This window comes from Salinivibrio sp. IB868, from assembly GCF_001995655.1.
Classification (GTDB): domain Bacteria; phylum Pseudomonadota; class Gammaproteobacteria; order Enterobacterales; family Vibrionaceae; genus Salinivibrio; species Salinivibrio siamensis.
This window is the reverse complement of sequence record NZ_MUEW01000004.1, coordinates 243191-259247: the sequence shown is the minus strand read 5'-3', so window position 1 is coordinate 259247 and position 16057 is coordinate 243191. Positions and strand designations below refer to the sequence as shown.

Annotated in this window: 16 protein-coding genes; 8 read left to right on the top strand and 8 right to left on the bottom strand. The window is 49.9% G+C overall.

The features are described 5' to 3' along the window. The 3 genes from BZG20_RS16110 to BZG20_RS06665 all read right to left on the bottom strand — a co-directional run. Window positions 1–357: hypothetical protein (locus tag BZG20_RS16110; RefSeq protein WP_206744455.1), on the bottom strand; the 357-nt coding region annotated here is incomplete at its 3' end. Between the two features lie 280 nt (window positions 358–637). Next, window positions 638–1180: a hypothetical protein gene (locus BZG20_RS06670; RefSeq protein WP_077578500.1), complete on the bottom strand. Its 543-nt coding sequence runs from the start codon at window positions 1178–1180 to the stop codon at window positions 638–640. Between the two features lie 464 nt (window positions 1181–1644). After that, window positions 1645–2010: a hypothetical protein gene (locus BZG20_RS06665; RefSeq protein ID WP_077578499.1), complete on the bottom strand. Its 366-nt coding sequence runs from the start codon at window positions 2008–2010 to the stop codon at window positions 1645–1647. 485 nt (window positions 2011–2495) lie between these two features. Between BZG20_RS06665 and BZG20_RS06660 the strand changes: the two genes are divergently transcribed. The 6 genes from BZG20_RS06660 to BZG20_RS06635 all read left to right on the top strand — a co-directional run bounded on the left by BZG20_RS06660 (window position 2496) and on the right by BZG20_RS06635 (window position 7362). Then, entirely contained in the window at window positions 2496–3263 is a 768-nt protein-coding gene (locus BZG20_RS06660) for a DUF3450 domain-containing protein (RefSeq protein WP_197075778.1), read from the top strand. Continuing rightward, entirely contained in the window at window positions 3260–4609 is a 1350-nt protein-coding gene (locus BZG20_RS06655; RefSeq protein ID WP_046075607.1) for a MotA/TolQ/ExbB proton channel family protein, read from the top strand. Before BZG20_RS06660 ends, BZG20_RS06655 begins: the two co-directional genes overlap by 4 nt. Window positions 4610–4671: 62 nt before the next feature. Then, window positions 4672–5154, top strand: coding sequence for a MotA/TolQ/ExbB proton channel family protein (locus tag BZG20_RS06650; protein WP_231637477.1), 483 nt, complete (start codon window positions 4672–4674; stop codon window positions 5152–5154). Continuing rightward, window positions 5154–5558, top strand: a complete 405-nt coding sequence (locus tag BZG20_RS06645) for a biopolymer transporter ExbD (protein ID WP_046075609.1) — start codon at window positions 5154–5156, stop codon at window positions 5556–5558. The genes BZG20_RS06650 and BZG20_RS06645 overlap by 1 nt, the downstream gene beginning before the upstream one ends. Beyond that, complete coding sequence (locus BZG20_RS06640; protein WP_046075610.1) at window positions 5558–6190, top strand: energy transducer TonB; 633 nt, start codon at window positions 5558–5560, stop codon at window positions 6188–6190. Before BZG20_RS06645 ends, BZG20_RS06640 begins: the two co-directional genes overlap by 1 nt. Then, the gene (locus BZG20_RS06635; protein ID WP_046075611.1) at window positions 6190–7362 is read left to right on the top strand and encodes a BTAD domain-containing putative transcriptional regulator; all 1173 of its coding nucleotides are present in this window, start codon (window positions 6190–6192) and stop codon (window positions 7360–7362) included. The genes BZG20_RS06640 and BZG20_RS06635 overlap by 1 nt, the downstream gene beginning before the upstream one ends. 200 nt (window positions 7363–7562) lie before the next feature. On the opposite strand, the gene BZG20_RS06630 is transcribed toward BZG20_RS06635, so the two are convergent. Both BZG20_RS06630 and soxR read right to left on the bottom strand, forming a co-directional pair. Then, window positions 7563–7775, bottom strand: a complete 213-nt coding sequence (locus BZG20_RS06630; protein WP_046075612.1) for a cold-shock protein — start codon at window positions 7773–7775, stop codon at window positions 7563–7565. Window positions 7776–8022: 247 nt separating this feature from the next. Next, window positions 8023–8502: a redox-sensitive transcriptional activator SoxR gene (gene soxR / locus BZG20_RS06625; RefSeq protein WP_046075613.1), complete on the bottom strand. Its 480-nt coding sequence runs from the start codon at window positions 8500–8502 to the stop codon at window positions 8023–8025. A gap of 98 nt (window positions 8503–8600) precedes the next feature. Here soxR and BZG20_RS06620 point away from each other — a divergent pair, with 98 nt between their 5' ends. Then, window positions 8601–8789 (top strand): hypothetical protein, encoded by a 189-nt coding sequence (locus tag BZG20_RS06620; RefSeq protein ID WP_046075614.1) that lies wholly within the window; start codon window positions 8601–8603, stop codon window positions 8787–8789. 117 nt (window positions 8790–8906) lie between these two features. On the opposite strand, the gene tkt is transcribed toward BZG20_RS06620, so the two are convergent. From tkt to BZG20_RS06605, 3 genes are all read right to left on the bottom strand, one after another. After that, window positions 8907–10901: a transketolase gene (tkt, locus tag BZG20_RS06615; protein WP_046075615.1), complete on the bottom strand. Its 1995-nt coding sequence runs from the start codon at window positions 10899–10901 to the stop codon at window positions 8907–8909. A 98-nt stretch (window positions 10902–10999) separates the two neighbouring features. After that, on the bottom strand, window positions 11000–11950 hold the full coding sequence (gene tal, locus BZG20_RS06610; RefSeq protein WP_046075616.1) for a transaldolase: 951 nt from the start codon (window positions 11948–11950) through the stop codon (window positions 11000–11002). Window positions 11951–12130: 180 nt separating this feature from the next. Next, window positions 12131–13147, bottom strand: a complete 1017-nt coding sequence (locus BZG20_RS06605; RefSeq protein WP_046075617.1) for a sugar-binding transcriptional regulator — start codon at window positions 13145–13147, stop codon at window positions 12131–12133. Window positions 13148–13480: 333 nt separating this feature from the next. Between BZG20_RS06605 and BZG20_RS06600 the strand changes: the two genes are divergently transcribed. Then, window positions 13481–16057, top strand: a complete 2577-nt coding sequence (locus tag BZG20_RS06600) for an EAL domain-containing protein (RefSeq protein ID WP_046075618.1) — start codon at window positions 13481–13483, stop codon at window positions 16055–16057.

The window sequence follows — 16057 nt, the reverse complement described above, 5'->3', positions numbered from 1 at the left end:
CTGTATAAGTTTATGTGCCTCTATCCATTTTTGTTCATTGATGGTGTACCCATCCAGAAAATTTAAAAAGAATCTGAGGTAAGCAAGAAATCTGAATTCATTAGGATTTTTATTGTTACAATAGAAATCATAAGAGAATTGGTTGAAAACCGTGATGTAATCTTCGTAAGGACATTCGTTTGAACTTAATAACGATACTACTTTTCTCTTTATAAAGTCCGATACTTCATTAGTCGTTTTAGAAGAAGTGAAGGTGTAACCTATTTCGTTAGCTACCGCTATAAAATCCTTCTTTGTTTTAAAATCTATACTCCAATCGTAACTCGATGTAGTCAGAGTAGAGAACAATTGATTCATCGCCACACCTTATATTTACAATAATATCAAAAACTTGCCAAATTATATGGTACTAAGTCAGAATACACCTTTTAAACTCACAGAGCGAGATAGATAGTGCCAGTGAACCAAATAAGGAAGCTCTGATAGGCCTTTTATCTATTCATTACTTTATGTACGTCAAAACTCAGTATCGTGAGCTGCACTGAGTATTAACATTAACTTGGAATGGAGCAAAGGTGTATTTTCTAAGATCGATGCTGTTGCCAAGTTTATCTAGAACTACACAATGTATATCCTGTTATTGCAAGGTCACTACCCATACTAAGTGCTTATCCTTCAGTGAAGCTGTACCATTGTTAATCATTGCTCTAAGTAATGCAAAACGACGATTACCTTCTAGCAAGTGAAAGGGTTCAAGCATAGGTCCTTCGCGTTCAGGATATCGATACTCTATGATGGGATGGTTATGATTGGAGGCATTTTGAGCAACTATAAGCGGAACAGGGGTTGTACCATGCTCAAGCATATAATCACAAAATGCTGGTGCATTATGGCGACCTGTTTTTAACCACCATTCCCCTTTATCTAATAACCGCTTTTCATCGTAAGGATAATGCTTGATGCTATTAATATCAGCATTAGGCATTTCTACCAACTGAAAAACCCATTTTGACAAGTTTGGAATGAGATTAAGCGCGTCAACCACATCGCCATCTCCTTTGCCATGTTCGTAAACCCATTGCCTTAAGACATCTTCTGGGAAATTGCTTAGCTCTTCAGGCATCGCATTGCAGAAATCACCAAAGCACACTTCATGTCCAACCTTTGGAAACTTAGTCATTTTACTTCCTTTTTACGGTGTGCTATTGGCATCACAGACTAAATTTTGCACGTAACTACTCTCATGATTATCAGTTCCGTGCAGCCCATCAATGTAAGCATACTAGTATGAGTTACTGTGCGCTGAGCGTTGCTTCACGGATTAGATTAGGTATGGAAAAGACAGGCTATCAATGCTTGTAAAGTTGCTGCCCTAACTGATTTTGGGGCAGTTCTGCGTTACGGTGTTCCCCCAAGCGCGGTACCGGCCAAGAGTATGCCATTGAAATGATGCACAACTTATTAGATCTCCCCAAAGCGCACGAGCCGTTCCTAGCATCACTAGACTTTACCCCCTACACAATAAGCTAAATCGCTGCCCTCAGCATTAAGCCAAGGATAATGACCTCTAGCGTGTATTTTTTGATGATTTTTTCATTTTTACACGCATCTCTTACGTAAGTTATGCCTTTTATCGACTTGCCATTACGCGTCTTTCAACGAGCGAACAAAGGTGGTTAGGCCTTCCTTGGTGAGGAGGTGTAGGCCAAAATCAAGATCAAAATAGTAGACGTACCCTTGGCTCTCTTCGCCAATGCCGAGACAAAATACAGCGTTACCGTAGCTGCCCATAAACGGAAGGATCGCTTCGTTATCGAGATAAGGGACAAAGTTTAGGTATACCTCTTCTAACTCATCTTCGGCAAACACTTCTTCAATTGGTAGTGTGTCGTCGGGAATAGCTTGGTTGACGGCATCATAATCAGTAAGGTCGACAACCTTATCTAAAAGCTCGTCTTCTTGCTCCCAAACAGGTGCCAGCATGCTCTTGATTGTGGTCGCAATGTTCATCTGTACCTCAAAGCCTTTTTTTAGGTGAAGGGTAAGTCATTATGCTATCTGTATTTTTCAGGTTATGTTCTATCACTGCTCGGCCACCAGTGTGCCGACGCCACCTTTAGCGACTGAGTGAGTGGACATGGTCGTCGCCGGTTAAGTGCGACAGCGCAATGTAAACCAGTACCACGGCACCGGCCATTGCGTAATCCACTGGATCGCTGTAGCCAGTGAGATAACAAGTGGGAACGAGTAAACTGACGTTAGTGAGTCATTGTCACATCGGCGCAGACCATCGTGATGAAATGCACTATCCCGCTTTATAGCACTGTCAGCTTATCGTGACTTGATATGAGTAATATTCCCGCACCTCTGGACCTGCTAGGCTAGATTTTTGTCGCTAAACTCGGTACATTGCACGCAAATAGAAACTATTCTCACTTTTATTTGTGGCAAAGCCACACCATCAAAGCATGTTTGCAGATATCACCATGATAAAATTGTCTTCATTTCGGCTCGCGCTCGGCGTTGCGTCCTGTTTGGCGCTGACCCCAGCAGTGAGTGCGGATCAACTCGAAAAGGCGCAAGCGATTGAGGGGAACACTACCCAAGAGGCCGCGCAGTCACAGTCACGGATTAATCGTCATTCTGATAGCAGCTTGGCCATGCGCCAAGAAATTGAGCAGCTACAAGCGCAGATCAGTAACCTGGAAATCTATCGCGATCACTTGCAAAACTTGGTGGTCAATCAGGATAAAGAGGCGACCAGCCTGCGGAATCAAATCGACGAGATTAAAGACACTCGCCAAGGCATCGTGCCTTTAATGTATCGCATGTTGGGTGGGCTCGAGCAGTGGCTTGCCGAGGATATTCCTCTCAAAGCCGATCAACGCCAAGCCCGTTTACAAAAACTTAAAGCCATGATGACCCGTGCCGATGTGGCGGACTCGGAGAAATTCCGTCGTATTCTCGAGGCATACCAGATTGAGCGAGACTATGGCAGCAAGCTTGATGCCTATCAAGATACCGTAGTGCTCGATGGTCGAGATCACCAGGTCGATGTCCTCCATCTGGGCCGTATGTCGCTGGTGGCGCGTAGCTTAGATGGTAAGCAGTATTGGCTGTGGAGTGCCCGCGATGATCAGTGGGTCGCATTGGATGCGAGTGTCGCGGAAGCGGTGGATAAGGCCTTTGCGGTGGCGCAAAAGCAAATGGCACCGTCATTGTTATCTCTGCCATTGAGTGCCAACCAAGGGGTGAAATCATGAGCTGGAAAACCCTGATTGCCGTAACCTGTTTTGTCGTCGTTGCGCCTTTTACCCACGCTGATGATCTTGTTGGTCAAACCCAACAGGCGCATCAACAGGCGAGTGAGCATAACCAAGCGCGAGAAGCACAATTCGCGATGACCGAGCGTGAGCTACGTGAGAAGCTCAATCAGCTCAAAGCCACGCGCAACGCGTTAGAGGCGGAAACCGAGAAGCTCAGTGACACCTTCAGCGATAACGAGCAACAACTGGCGTCGTTAGAAGATAAGCTGCGTTTGGAGTCGGGCAGTTTGGGTGAGCTGTTTGGTGTGGTGCGCCAAGCAAGTAAAACCATTCAGACCGACGGGGCGTCGAGCTATGTGGCGATCACTCAACCTGCGTTTAATCAAACGGTGGCGGATATTGTTGCCGCCGATACTTTGCCCTCGCTCAAGCAGCTTAATAGCCTGTGGCAGGGCATGCTCACGCAAATGCAAACCAGTGGCGAGTTGCAAGCCCTTTCTCTACCTGTGGTGAATGCGCAAGGTGTGTCGGCGGAACAGTCGGTGGTGCGAGTGGGTAACCTAGGCTTGGTGAATGAGCAAGGGTATTTAAACTGGCAATCGGCGCGACAAGTGGCCGTTCCCTACCGCGCCCAACCGGATGAGACGTTAACATCCGCAAAGCTTGAGCAAGCCATTACCAACGTGGGTGAGACCGTGCTTGTCGATCCATCACGGGGCTTTTTACTCGGACAGCTTGAAAATGCGCCAAGCTTGAGCGACCGCTTTGCGCAGGGTGGCTTCGTCGCCAAAGTGATCGCGGCCTTATTGACTGTCGGCTTGTTAATTGCTCTTTATCGCGGAGCTGTCTTGCTCTCGATTCACGCCAAAATGCATCGCCAGCTTAAACATCCTGAGTCGCCAGAGGATAATCCGCTTGGCCGTGTGCTGAAGGTCTATCATGATGCACCAAAGCGTGATGTGGAATCACTGGAGCTGCGTTTATTAGAAGCGGTGGTGGATGAGCAACAAGGCTGCGAAAAAGGCCTCTCGATGCTCAAACTGCTTGCCGCGTTAGCACCGATGCTCGGCTTACTGGGGACGGTGACCGGGATGATAGAAACCTTCCAAGTGATCACCCAGTTTGGTAATGGCGACCCGAAAGTGATGGCAGATGGCATCTCGATGGCGTTGGTTACCACAGTGCTCGGCTTGATTGCGGCCATTCCGCTACTGCTGGCGCATAATATCCTCAGTGGGCAAGCTGATCACATTCGCGGCATGCTGGAAAAGCAAAGCATTAGTTTGGTGGCTGAACAAGCTGAAAACAGTGATCAGAGAGCGGAAACCGGACAAGCGGCATGATAGACGTCGAGTTATTCTCACAGCTTGGCCAGCAAGATATTTGGAGCACCTTGCGTCATTTTATGGCGCAAGGTGGGCCCGTGCTTTGGTGGCTCGGTGTGGTGGTATTGGTGTGCTGGGTGTTGGTGATTGAACGCCTGCTATACCTGTATTCACGGTTCCCCGCACAACGTCGCGCGTGGGTTGCGGCGTGGCAAGCGCGTACCGATCACCATTCTTGGCATGCACGCGCCATTCGCCAAGGCTGGTTGTTTCAAGCCCAACAGGATCTCGGCCGTTATCTTGGCTTTATTAAAGCCTTGGTGGCGATTTGTCCGATGTTGGGGCTGTTAGGCACGGTCACGGGGATGATTTCTGTGTTTGATGTCATGGCCAGTCAAGGCACCAGTGAGCCCCGCTTAATGGCCTCAGGTATTTCAATGGCCACCTTACCCACCATGGCAGGTATGGTAGCTGCCTTGGCCGGTATGTTTGCCCATGCCCGTTTAGTTAAAGCCTGTCAGCGCCGTGAAATCGCGCTGGAGCAGGCGCTTCGGAGTCAGTAATGCGATTGATTCGAGCCCAAAAACAGCGCGAAGAAGCGCAGGTTGATTTAACCTCCATGTTGGACATTGTGTTCATCATGCTGATCTTTTTTATTGTCACTAGCTCGTTTGTGCGCGAGTCTGGCGTGGAAGTAAACCGTCCGGAAGCCAGCCACTCAACCAGCCAAAAAGAGGCGGGTATTTTTGTCGCGGTCACCGCCTCGAATGAGGTGTACATTGATAAGCGTCTTGTCGATGTGGAACGTGTGGAAGCGACCCTTGAACACCTGTTGCTCGATAAGCCTGACGCTTCGTTGGTGATTCAAGCCGATGAGTTGGCCTACAATGGCACCGTGGTTGAAGTGATGGACGCGGCGAAAGGTGCCGGCATTGGTAGCATTGCGTTGGCCACGGAGTCGCCGTAATGAAGCGATGGCTAATCTCATTGCCGGCGGCGTTGGTCTTTACGCTTGGCCTGTTTATGTTGATGGCGTTGATGGTCGGACAGTCGTCTCAGCGTCCTCAGGAGACGCCTTCCTCGGTAAGCATTGATATTTTCATGCAAGAGCCGGATACCGAGGTACAACGCCGCCAACGCAGTGTGCCGGAGCGCCCGACACCGCCTGAGGTGCCCGATCCACCGACGCCGGTCACGCAAACGCAGACACAATCCAGCGCGGCGCCACAACCGGATATGCCTAACTTGAATGTGCAGAGCAATATTCAAGGGGTGATGGTGCAAGCCCCGTCGCTAGGCGATTTAAATGTCAGCACTGGGCCGAACAATCAGCAGGCGATGCCGCTATTTCGGGTCGAGCCCAACTATCCACCACGCGCCATGCGCCGTGGCCTAGAGGGATTTGTGGTGGTGAGCTTTACCATTAGCCCCTCGGGACGTCCACAAGATTTGACGGTGGTCGATGCGAACCCGCCACGTGTTTTTGAGCGAGAGGCGTTACGCGCGCTTCGAAAATGGAAATATGAGCCGAAAGTGGTTAACGGAGAAGCCGTGGCCCAACCCGGTCAACAGGTGAAACTGGAGTTTAACTTACGCTAATGTTTAAACGACTCATTGTTACCTTAGTATTGTTCACTGCACTGCCAGTCGCCGCGCAGCTGTCACCCTCGGTGGCTCGCTCGATTGAAAAAGCACAAACGTTAGAGCAAGACGCCAAACTGGGTGAGGCGATTGCCGTGCTCGAAGCGCTGTCTGCTGAGCGCGCCTACGATAAAGCGTTTGTCGATCGCGCGTTGGGGGTGTTCTATTGGCAATATGGTAATAACGACAAGGCGATCGTCCATATTCAACGTGCGGTTGACAGTGAACAGTTGCAAGATGCGCAAGCCTGGCAAACCAAGCGTATGCTCGCTGATTTATTGTTGATTGATGGTCAATATGCCGCTGCACTTCAATACTACTATCCGCTGGCGCGTTCGGTTCCCAAAGAGAAATCGGATCAAGCGGAAGACGTATGGCTGCGGATTATGCAGGCGCACTATCAGCGTGAACAATGGAGCCAGGTATTAAACGCCTATCCAGCGTATCAGGGCGTAGTAAAAAATAGGGCCAGCGTGTCAGCGCTGTCATTGAAGTTGGGAGCGCAGCTACAACTTGAGCAATGGCGTGGGGCGACACCGACGCTTAAAGCATTGTTGAAGCTCGAGCCTGACAATAAGCAATGGTGGCGCCAATTGGCGGCCAACTATGTGCGCTTGGAGCAGCCAAAAGAGGCGATCAGCACCTATTTACTCGCCAAGCGAAAAGGGATAGCGCTTGAACCGAGTGAGCAGCGCACGGTGGCGCAGTTGTATGCCAATGTCGGCGTCCCCGAGCGGGCAGCGAAGTGGCTCAAACGCTTGCCTGAGAACGAGCAAGATGCGCAAACGCTCGCGCAGCAAGCAAGCTTATGGCAGCAAGCGCGAGAATGGCCTCAAGCGGTTTCAGCTTGGCGTTTAGCCGCACAAAAAGACCGTCAATACCATTGGCAATTGGCGTTAATGCAAATTCAGCAAGGCGACTATCAGCAAGCACTTACTTCGCTTGATAAGGCGGGTAAAGGGGCATCTGCTAAAGAGATAGCGCTGACAAAAGTGCGCGCCTACTACAAACTGAAGCAGTTTGACCAAGCCCTTGAGCAAGCACGCATTGCTAAAAAGATTGCCCCTGATGAGGCGGTAGAGAGCTGGTTAACGTTTTTGAAAAAGCGTCAGACAATGCAGCGAGGCTGATTAAGTCACAGGTAGCGAGTGACCCTTGGTCGGTTACTCTGATAAAAAGCCCCAGCTTGGTGCAACACCAGATAGCCGGGGCTTTTTTGTGAAAACGTGTTGTGTCTATCCTTTGCCATCCGCTGTGTTGATCACGTTCGCCAAACTATAGGCACAAAAAAAGGGCGCCTGAGCGCCCTCTATCAATCAGATCTGGCTTCTTATGCGACGGTAACGTCAGATGCCTGTGGGCCTTTTTGGCCTTGCTCAACGGTGAAGTTCACACGCTGGCCTTCAGTTAGGGTTTTGAAACCTTCGCCAACGATCGCACGGAAGTGTACAAACACGTCTTTTTCGCCGTTGTCACGAGTGATGAAACCGAAACCTTTCTCTTCGTTAAACCACTTTACGATACCAGTTGCTTGATTAGACATAATCATTCTCTCTTAAATTACAAAAAATAGGATAGCTTTGAACGGAGTCGATGAAATGTCTAAAAGCGAAAGCGGGTAACGTTAGAAACTCTATAATATTGATAATAGCGTAGCTTATGTTGACTTTTACTTGATGTATCATTGATGCTCCATGTTCCAGAGCTGTGACCACCATACAGCATTACGCTCACATGTAAAGCGTTGTGAGTATTTTTATTTAATCGTTGGGTGAAGCGTTGCGATTGGGCTATTTATCGCCCCTTCCCCAATCTTTTAACAGTTGGGCTACTCCCATTTTCGGGTGATTCAACACGTTGTCATCTTGGGTGACTTCACCGACCACATCATTGGGGTTATAGAGCGAGCAGGTTTTCATTGATAGGCAGCCACAGCCAATGCAGCCACTTAAATTGGCCTGTAACTGCTGTAAGCGTGCGATTTGCTCATTGAGGGTGGCATCCCAGCGCTGTGCCATATCACGCCATTGCTCTTTGGTGGGAGCGCGGTGAGAGGGCAATTCACTTAATGCTTCGCCTATCTCTTCAAGTGAGAGCCCCACATGTTGTGCTGCTTTAATCACCGCAAGACGACGCAGAACAGCGCGGTCGTAGCGGCGTTGATTGCCCGCATTACGCCAACTGGTGATCAAGCCTTTTTGCTCGTAAAAATGCAGGGTAGACACCTTTAACCCCGCGCGTTTTGCCACTTGCCCAACGCTCATTTCCATCTTTTTTCACCTTTTTCTGCCACTCCATGTTTACCTCAATATAACTTGAGGTTTTATCCTGACTAGCATCTTCACAACACAATGAGAGGGGAATCACGATGAAAGAAATGAAAGCGGGCGTTACCTCAATGTTATTGGCGATTATCCAAGGTGTTCAAGGGCGAGTTGGTACGAGCCGTAAACCGAAAGCAGTGCCAATCGCATCGATGCCAGCCCACCTTCAAAATGACATAGGGGTGGATACTCTGGATGCTAATGTGCGTCCCTCGGCGAGTCGCTTTCTATAAGCGCGCTGCATCTGTCGCTGTTACAGCATGGGTTGCAGGATGCGAGAAGCGAGGGTAGAAAAAAGGCCAGTCATTGCTGACTGGCCTTCGCAGAATTAACGTGCCGTGGAGATGCGATTAAGCGAGCAACTCTTCAGCGGTGTTAACCACGTTTTCAACAGTAAAGCCGAACATCTTGAACAGCTCGTCAGCCGGTGCGGACTCACCGAAAGTGGTCATGCCGACAACGCGGCCATCTAGACCCACGTACTTGTACCAGTAGTCGGCGATACCCGCTTCAATGGCGATACGTGCTGTTACGTCTGATGGCAGCACGGACTCACGGTAGGCGGCGTCTTGCTTATCGAACAAGTCAGTGCTTGGCATAGAGACGACACGCACTTGCTTGCCGGCGTCGTTCAGTTTCGCAGCTGACTCCATCGCCAATTCGACTTCCGAGCCCGTCGCAATCAAGATCAGATCAGGCTTGCCTGCTGAGTCTTTTAGGATGTAGCCACCTTTGGCAATGTTAGCCAATTGTGCGTCATCACGCTCTTGCTGAGCCAGGCCTTGGCGAGAGAACACCAGGGCACTTGGGCCGTCCTTACGCTCAACCGCTGCTTTCCACGCGACCGCGGATTCAACTTGGTCACACGGGCGCCACATGCTCATATTCGGCGTTTGGCGCAACGTGGCCATTTGCTCAACTGGCTGGTGAGTTGGACCATCTTCACCTAGGCCAATCGAGTCGTGGGTATACACTTGAATATTCTGCACCTTCATCAGGGCAGCCATACGCATCGCGTTACGTGCGTACTCCATAAAGATCAGGAAGGTCGCACCGTAAGGCACAAAACCGCCGTGCAGGGCAATACCGTTGATAATGGCGGTCATACCAAATTCACGCACACCGTAGTGCAGGTAGTTACCGCTGGCATCGTCGGCACTGATCGCTTTCGAGCCTGACCACATGGTCAAGTTAGACGGTGCCAAGTCAGCAGAACCACCGAGCAGTTCTGGCAGTAGCTTGCCGAACGCTTCTAACACGTTTTGTGATGCTTTACGTGATGCGATTTTGGCTGGGTTAGCTTGCAGATCGGCAATCAGCTTTTGCGTTTCGCTGTCCCAGTTGCTTGGCAGTTCGCCCTTCATGCGACGAGTAAACTCAGCGGCTAGCTCAGGGTATTGTGCTTGATAGGCGGCGAACTTCTCGTTCCATGCGGCTTCTTTGGCCGCACCGGCTTCTTTGGCATCCCACTGTGCGTAAATCTCTTGTGGGATCTCAAATGGGCCATGCTCCCAACCGAGGAATTCACGCGCGGCTTGTACTTCATCATCACCCAGTGGTGCACCGTGGCAGTCGTGGCTGCCCGCTTTATTGGGTGAGCCGTAACCGATGGTGGTCTTGGTGCAGATCAATGTCGGCTTGCCGGTTTCCGCTTTTGCCGCGTCAATGGCCGCCTGAATAGCCGCCGAATCATGGCCATCTACTGCAGGGATTACGTGCCAGCCATAAGATTCAAAGCGTTTCGCGGTATCGTCAGAGAACCAACCTTCAACATGACCATCGATAGAAATGCCGTTGTCATCCCAGAAGGCGATCAGCTTGCCCAGGCCTAGGGTGCCGGCGAGTGAGCATGCTTCGTGTGAGATACCTTCCATCAAGCAGCCATCACCCAAGAATGCGTAGGTGTGGTGATCGACGATGTCGTGGCCGTCGCGGTTAAATTGCGCCGCGAGCGATTTCTCTGCCACTGCCATGCCCACCGCATTAGTGATGCCCTGGCCGAGTGGACCTGTGGTGGTTTCAATACCCGGTGCGTAACCATATTCAGGGTGGCCTGGGGTATTCGAGTGCAATTGACGGAACTGTTTGAGATCGTCAATCGATACGCCATACCCGGTCAGGTGCAGTAGCGAATAAATCAGCATAGAACCGTGGCCGTTTGACAGTACGAAACGGTCACGGTTGGCCCAATCTGGGTTTTGTGGGTTGTGGTTCATGTGGTCGCGCCACAAGACTTCGGCGATATCAGCCATGCCCATTGGGGCGCCTGGGTGACCAGATTTGGCTTTTTGAACACCGTCCATCGCAAGGGCGCGGATGGCGTTAGCTAGCATTTTGCGTTCCATGTGTTTACCTACAGGTTGAACAGGTGAAATAGGGTCAAACAGTATCATAAAAGCGGACTGAGCCGCTTTTATTGTGTTAAATCACGCTTTGTGTTGGATCACAATTGTTCGCGAATCATGTCTTCAAGCTTGCCTTGGTCAACCGCGAAGTTGCGGATACCCTCAGCGAGCTTTTCAACGGCCATCGCGTCTTGGTTGTGCTCCCACAAGAATTCAGCATGTGTCATACGCGCTGGGCGCTGCTCGGTGGCCCCCGCGTCTTTTAACTTAACTGGCACGTCACCGTCGGCGTCGCTAAGCTCTTGCAGCAATTGTGGGCTGATGGTGAGACGGTCGCAGCCAGCAAGCTCTAGAATTTCGCCTGTGTTACGGAAGCTTGCGCCCATCACTACGGTGTCGTAGCCGTGAGCTTTGTAGTAGTTGTAGATGGTGGTGACAGATTTAACGCCTGGGTCTTCTGCCGCCTCGAAATCACGGCCTTCTTTGGCTTTGTACCAATCCATGATGCGGCCCACAAACGGAGAAATCAGGTAAGCGCCCGCTTCGGCACAGGCACGTGCTTGTGCGAATGAGAACAAAAGCGTCAGGTTACAGTTGATCCCTTCTTTTTCCAGGATTTCTGCCGCACGGATACCCTCCCAAGTTGACGCCAGTTTGATCAGAATGCGCTCGTTGCTGATCCCAGCTTCGTTATACATGCTGATTAGCTTGCGCGCTTTGGCAACACTGGCTTCTGTGTCATACGACAAGCGTGCGTCTACCTCGGTAGAGATACGGCCAGGGATCACATTGAGAATTTCTTTACCAATGTTGACGGCGAGACGGTCACAGGTATCGGCAACCTGTTGGTCTGCATCGCTGCTATGTGATTTTGCATAGGCAATGGCTTCCTCGATCAGCGGCGCATATTCTTTAATTTGCGCGGCTTTGAGGATCAGAGAAGGGTTAGTTGTGGCATCTTGCGGTTGGTATTTTTTAATCGCTTCGATGTCGCCTGTGTCAGCGACCACTGTGGTTAGGGCACGGAGTTGATCCAGTTTGTTGCTCATCTTCACTCACCTTCTTTACGTGGTAGGCCCAGACGCCGAATTACGTGCTAACGCTTGCTCTGAATATGAACAGATGCAACGCGTCTGAGCAAATGATGTGACGATCTTTGAGTTTTTTACGTCACTTGTCAATTGTATTGCGACATAAAGAGAGTTAAGTCTCACTCTTTCGTCACGAATTTACTCATCCTGTTGAAACGTGAACGCGGTTTCATCGGGGGCAGGCTCAGACATGTTGAGCAGCGCCATCGCACAGCTGGCACTGGTGGCCAACACATCAATCACGCCCGTGCGCAAAGCGCCAAGAATAGATAAGGCTTTGCGACTTTCACTGGCCATCGCGATAACGCTGGGAATACGCGCCAAATCAGGCATGGCTAGCCCAACCACTCGCCCTCGCATCAAATTATCGGTGGGTTGTCCGTCGAGACGGAAAAAATCAAAGCCACCGATATCTCCGACAATACCATGGTTAACACGTGCTTCAACAAATTCGCGTGCGGTAAAGCAGCCCAATTTGACCATATGGCTATTTTCGTCCATGTCCCCAATGCCGACTAGGGCGAACTCTGCCTTTCTCGCCTGGTTCAAGGTTTCACTTATATTGGGGTGAGAGACAAACACTTGCTGGATTGATTCGTTATCGACGTAGGCTGGGGCATACAGGGTTTCACTGCTGCCGCCAAATTTTTTGGCGAGACGCCGGCAGATATGATCCGCGTTAAATGCATCACCACTTCGGTGGGTACCACCGATAGCACAGACAAAGCGCGCTTGGCGATGAGAGACGACTCCGGGGTGATCAGCCACCGCGGCGACGTTTTGGCCTTGTCCCACCGCGACCACCATGCCGTCGTTGAGGTTACCATCCAAGTAAGTGGAAACCAGGGTCGCGACTTGAGTGCGCTGCTCTTCGGGACTGGGCTGATCGAGAGAAATTAATGCGCGTTTGAGATTAAATCGCGCCATGAGCCTTTGCTCCAACTGCGCGCTGTGCACCGGGTGAAACTTCACCGTTATTTCAACAATCCCTTCCTCACGTGCTTTTCGGAGCAGGCGGCTGACTTTGGGGCGACTTATTTTGTATTTGCGTGCGATCTCCTCTTGGGTCGCGCTTTGCTGGTAATACAGAATGGCGATTTCGGTAAGCAAATCAGTGTCTTCGTGAACGTTATCTAGGGATGTCGGCGTACTCATGTATTTTGGTCTCGCTCATCGATCGAATCAAACTCACCGCACACTGTACGGCTGACTGCAACGGTGATCAGTATAGCGAGCTGACGAGGTGCGAACAAATGTTATGTTTAAAAACGTTTGTTCATTGTTTTAGGTTCAACCACAGTCGTGGAAATATCTGATTGATGGCGCGGACAGGCTTTTTAAAGGCGTTATGTTTGAAAAAATAGCCATTACTATCTAGTTTTATTAAGTCCCTCCCAGGTTTCCGGACAGATTAATTTAAAAGATGTATACAGAAAGGGGAGTAAATCTTGGGCGGCAGACTCGTTTTTGGCTAAGGAGTGTATTTTTATGCACGCATTGCAGTCTCGGCAGCCCCTTATTTGGGTGACGACCTTGTTCATACTGGTGGTTATGTTCGCTGTCGGATTTTGGATGACGAGTTTGAGTCGCACCACAGCGCCCGAACTATCACTGGTGGATACGGACTATAGCTATTTCATTGACGAGACGAACGAGCTATCTCTTAACTATGTGCTCGATCATGCCCCCTTTACGAAAGCCGATAACACGGGTGAGATCCCGTGGAAGCTGGCTTATCAAACCTATTGGATCAAGCTTGAGTTTAATTACCACGGATTGACTGAGCGCGACATTCATGTGCTCACCGATAACCCATTGATTGACTATCTAGACGCGTACCATATTTTGGATGGCGAGCAGGTGCGCTCACAGATAAAAGCAGGGGATAAAACATCGGCACGCTTGAGCCGCTTGCCAATGCCCGATTCGATTCCGGTTAACTTACTGCCGGAGCGTGATAACCAATTACTGCTCAAAGTCACCTCGAATGATATGGCGATCATGCCGTTAAGCGTGATGTCGCACCAGGCGTTTGATCAGTTATCTCGGTCTTTGCATTTGGTTTGGGGCGGCTTCATCACCTTTACCTTTTTGGTCGCGCTGTATAGCGCAGGGGTGTATGTCTACAGTCGTCAGCGCGTCTATCTCATTTTTGTGCTTGTCGCTCTAATGAGTACCTTGCTTGTGAGTGTTAATCATGGTTTCAGTCGTTACTTTTTGCCGGATCCGGTGCAGATATTTATCAGTAATCACTTGGTGGCGTTGGCCGTTTGCCTACTCATGGCGGGATTATGGTTCACCTACTATTTTCTAGACTTTGAGCGAAGTCGGCTTTATCAGCGCGCGCGTTCACTCTTTTTTATGACCACCGGGGGGCTGTTTGGCTTGGCCTTGCTAAGTTTTATCACCCCCACGTATGTGTCGCTTTCATTTGTTTTTATCGCGCAATTACCGGTCTATGGCTTGGTGGCCTATTATGTATGGCACCAATGGCAACCGAAGAAACTTTGGCTCTCGCTCTTTACCCTCTGTTGGATCCCGGCCATGGTGGGCGGGGTGATTTTCTACGCTCTGATGCTCAACGTTATTGATTACAGTCTGCTATCACGTTACGCACTGATGATGTCGCTGGGAATGACCATGATTTTCTTTTCATTGGCTCTCGCTGAACGCTTCCGGTACCAGCGATTACAGGAAATGCAGGCGCTGACGCATGACACGCTGAGTTATCTACCGAATAACAATGTGTTACATATGGTGGTCAATGATTTGATCAGCCGAAATGCCCGTTTCAATTTGTGCTGTTTATCAGTGGATAATTACAACAGCCTGCTTCCGTATTTAGATGAGCACGCCCGCGAGGAATACATTAACGCGATTGCTGGCCGTATTAATGATGTGTTGATGATGCAACCTGTGTTGGGAGTGAAAACCGACAGTGATATGCCGGATTATCGTTTGGGTTGTTTAAAAGAGGGCGTGTTTGCGTTTTTGATTGATGATGTCGACCGCTCGGCTTGCGATACGATTCTCGATTCCGTCATTAAAGGATTAAATGGTGACTTATGTGTTGGCTCATTTGTGACGCAAGTGAATGCGCGTATTGGTGTTTGCCACTATCCCACTGACGGTGACCACCCAAGCCTTTTAATCAGCCGCGCCCTGAGCGCCATTGATCAACATCGATCGCTTGCCAGCCACTATGCACATTTTAATTCTTACGAGCAACGACACCATCAATTGCATGTTTCTCTCGTGACCGACCTGAGGGATGCTATCGAGAATGATCAATTAGAGCTGTATCACCAACCGCAAATTGATTTACGCACTGGCTCTGTCCATGGCTCGGAAGTCTTAGCGCGTTGGACACACCCTGAGTACGGGCAAATATCGCCTGAAGTGTTTGTGCGGATGGCAGAAGATGTCGGTATCATCAATAACCTCACTCTGTGGGTGATTCAGCGGGCTTTCCAGCAGCAAGCGCAGCTGATCACTAACGGCCATTGTCGCCGCCTGTCAATCAATATCAGTGCGTCTGATATCTATATTCCGGATCTGGCCAATCGTGTGGTCGCGCTGGCGCATCAATATGACATACCGACTAACTTAATTTCGCTGGAACTGACAGAGTCGGTGATGGTAGAGGACTACAACTGGCTAAAACAACTGATTACAGCACTATCAGCCAGTGGCATTGAAGTATCGATCGATGACTATGGCACGGGCTATTCCTCGTTATATTTCCTCTCGCAACTCCCATTCACTGAGCTTAAAATTGATCGCAGTTTTGTGCGAGATCTTCACAAGAGTGGTCGTCACCAAAGCATTGTTCGTGCGACCACGGACATGGCGCGATCACTGGGGGTAATGGTCGTTGCTGAGGGCGTGGAAACCGAGGAAGCGGAGACATTACTGCGACGTTATGGTGTCGATGTGTCACAGGGCTATTATTACTCTCGGCCGCTTCCGTTCCAACAATATCAGGCTTACGTTGAGCGCATGGACAGCGTGCAACCGACCACGGTGCTAAGAGAACAAAATATACGCTCGTCCTCAAGTGGATAA

Bases quoted from the DNA above. Each gene is read 5' to 3' on its own strand.
- BZG20_RS06670 (WP_077578500.1), bottom strand. From the start codon at position 1,180: ATGACTAAGTTTCCAAAGGTTGGACATGAAGTGTGCTTTGGTGATTTC.
- BZG20_RS06665 (WP_077578499.1), bottom strand. From the start codon at position 2,010: ATGAACATTGCGACCACAATCAAGAGCATGCTGGCACCTGTTTGGGAG.
- BZG20_RS06655 (WP_046075607.1), top strand. From the start codon at position 3,260: ATGAGCTGGAAAACCCTGATTGCCGTAACCTGTTTTGTCGTCGTTGCG.
- BZG20_RS06650 (WP_231637477.1), top strand. From the start codon at position 4,672: ATGGCGCAAGGTGGGCCCGTGCTTTGGTGGCTCGGTGTGGTGGTATTG.
- BZG20_RS06645 (WP_046075609.1), top strand. From the start codon at position 5,154: ATGCGATTGATTCGAGCCCAAAAACAGCGCGAAGAAGCGCAGGTTGAT.
- BZG20_RS06640 (WP_046075610.1), top strand. From the start codon at position 5,558: ATGAAGCGATGGCTAATCTCATTGCCGGCGGCGTTGGTCTTTACGCTT.
- BZG20_RS06635 (WP_046075611.1), top strand. From the start codon at position 6,190: ATGTTTAAACGACTCATTGTTACCTTAGTATTGTTCACTGCACTGCCA.
- BZG20_RS06630 (WP_046075612.1), bottom strand. From the start codon at position 7,775: ATGTCTAATCAAGCAACTGGTATCGTAAAGTGGTTTAACGAAGAGAAA.
- soxR (WP_046075613.1), bottom strand. From the start codon at position 8,502: ATGGAAATGAGCGTTGGGCAAGTGGCAAAACGCGCGGGGTTAAAGGTG.
- BZG20_RS06620 (WP_046075614.1), top strand. From the start codon at position 8,601: ATGAAAGAAATGAAAGCGGGCGTTACCTCAATGTTATTGGCGATTATC.
- tkt (WP_046075615.1), bottom strand. From the start codon at position 10,901: ATGGAACGCAAAATGCTAGCTAACGCCATCCGCGCCCTTGCGATGGAC.
- tal (WP_046075616.1), bottom strand. From the start codon at position 11,950: ATGAGCAACAAACTGGATCAACTCCGTGCCCTAACCACAGTGGTCGCT.
- BZG20_RS06605 (WP_046075617.1), bottom strand. From the start codon at position 13,147: ATGAGTACGCCGACATCCCTAGATAACGTTCACGAAGACACTGATTTG.
- BZG20_RS06600 (WP_046075618.1), top strand. From the start codon at position 13,481: ATGCACGCATTGCAGTCTCGGCAGCCCCTTATTTGGGTGACGACCTTG.